We start from the raw sequence: 1,694 nt of genomic DNA, 5'->3' as shown, positions 1-1,694 counted from the left end.
CTTTCAAGGGTATGTTTTTTAGATTTGGGCATTCGCCTAGGTATTACTCAACAGAAATACATTTTGAAACCCAAACCCCAGGAAGGATTTGAGAATTCAATAAAAATCATTAAGTGACGAATTCTGCTTGATGGCTATCCCCTGACGGGGCGATGGCTGAGACACTTGCACCAACTTGAAAAGTTATTGATTTTGGTAGGTAACTATTGACAAAAGAACTTCGGGTAGCGGTCACACAGAGCGACTGTTGGAGTACTGAAATTTATTTTCAATCACGTTCGTTACCCGCGTTGTTTTGTACTGGTTCCACCATGACGTACCCGCGCCCGGCGCGGAGCAAATTACATTAAATAGTAGTCAGAAACAGGGAATTTATCAAATGTGTTCCATAGTACAATAACTATTGTACATTAAACCCGCGTGACATCAATCACAGTGAACAAAAATCGTCCAATTACTTATCAACAATGGTTACGGGTGGTCACCCTTAAAAATGCCTCATTTAAGCAAACCACAAGCAGTAGTATTAGGAATGTGGAGCTTTGCTATTGCGATGACTCATCATTGTGGTTTATCTACTGCAGTTGTGTTTTTGGGGGAAATTCTAGAGCAACCAGAGAACACAATTCGAGAAAGATTAAGGCAGTGGTATAATAGTAAAGTCGATAAAAACGGAAGAAAGCGTAGAGAAATCCAGGTCGAACAGAGCTTTGTCCCGTTGTTACGCGCTTATATTAAGTTGGTGGTCATCAGAGGAAAAAAGTTTAGTATTAGCTGCGGATGCTTCCACATTAGGTCAGCGTTTTACTTTATTAGTTATTAGTGTGGTTTATCGAGGTTGTGGAATTCCTGTAGCTTGGAAAATAGTGAGAGCAAACGAAAAAGGCAGTTGGAAACCCTACTGGCTCAAACTCTTAGATTCTCTTCAAGAGGGTGTTCCTTCCGACTGGTTGGTGATTGTCACTACAGACAGAGGTTTATACGCTGATTGGTTCTACGAAGCGATTGAACAATTGGGTTGGCATCCATTTATGCGTATTAACCATCAGGGATATTATCAATCCTCACCAGAGCAACAATTTGTTCCTCTTTCAGAATTAATTACTCAAGTGGGGCAATCTTGGAGTGGAAAGGTAACTTGTTTTAAAACCAACAGTCTGTCTTGCACTCTTTTAGCTCAATGGGATTCTGGCTATGCCGATCCTTGGCTAATCGTAACAGATTTGAGTCCTCAACAAGCACAGATTTGTTGGTATGGTATGCGCGGTTGGATTGAATGTCTTTTCAAGGACATCAAACGAGGTGGTTTTGGTTGGCATCACACTAAAATGAATGACCCTGGCCAAAAGGCCACGCTACGCGAACGACGAGCAGAACGTCTCTGGTTAGCCATTGCTGTTGCTACTTTATTTTTAGTCAGTATTGGTGGAGAGGCCGAGGCGAATTTGCCAGCAAGTAGCTTACCTCCTTTGGATGAAATGAGCTCCTCTGCTCAGACAAAGGAAAATCCGAGCATGCCAGAAAAGCCAATTTTATTGCTAAAAACTAATCCTACTCGATGTTTAAGTTGTTTCAGACGAGGATTTTTAATAATTTTGGCATCTGCGATTAAGGGCATGCCTTTACCTACAGGTAGATTTATTCCCGATTTTTCTCCTGCCCCTGGATGAATCTTAAAAACATACCCTTGAAAG

Annotated in this window: 2 protein-coding genes; both read left to right on the top strand. The window is 41.4% G+C overall.

All coding sequences use genetic code 11. From position 1 onward, the window contains the following. Positions 1–493: 493 nt before the first annotated feature. Complete coding sequence (locus F6K37_RS41235; protein ID WP_287257062.1) at positions 494–823, top strand: hypothetical protein; 330 nt, start codon at positions 494–496, stop codon at positions 821–823. 43 nt (positions 824–866) lie between these two features. After that, a complete protein-coding gene (locus F6K37_RS41230) occupies positions 867–1,670 on the top strand; it encodes a transposase (protein ID WP_287257061.1) in 804 nt (267 codons plus the stop codon). Positions 1,671–1,694: the final 24 nt, after the last annotated feature.

Origin of the sequence: Moorena sp. SIO4E2 (assembly GCF_010671945.1) — a bacterium.
Taxonomy (GTDB): domain Bacteria; phylum Cyanobacteriota; class Cyanobacteriia; order Cyanobacteriales; family Coleofasciculaceae; genus Moorena; species Moorena producens.
Note: the sequence above shows the minus strand (reverse complement) of the source record. Positions and strands in the feature narration are given on the sequence as shown.

Bases quoted from the DNA above. Each gene is read 5' to 3' on its own strand.
- F6K37_RS41235 (WP_287257062.1), top strand. From the start codon at position 494: ATGCCTCATTTAAGCAAACCACAAGCAGTAGTATTAGGAATGTGGAGC.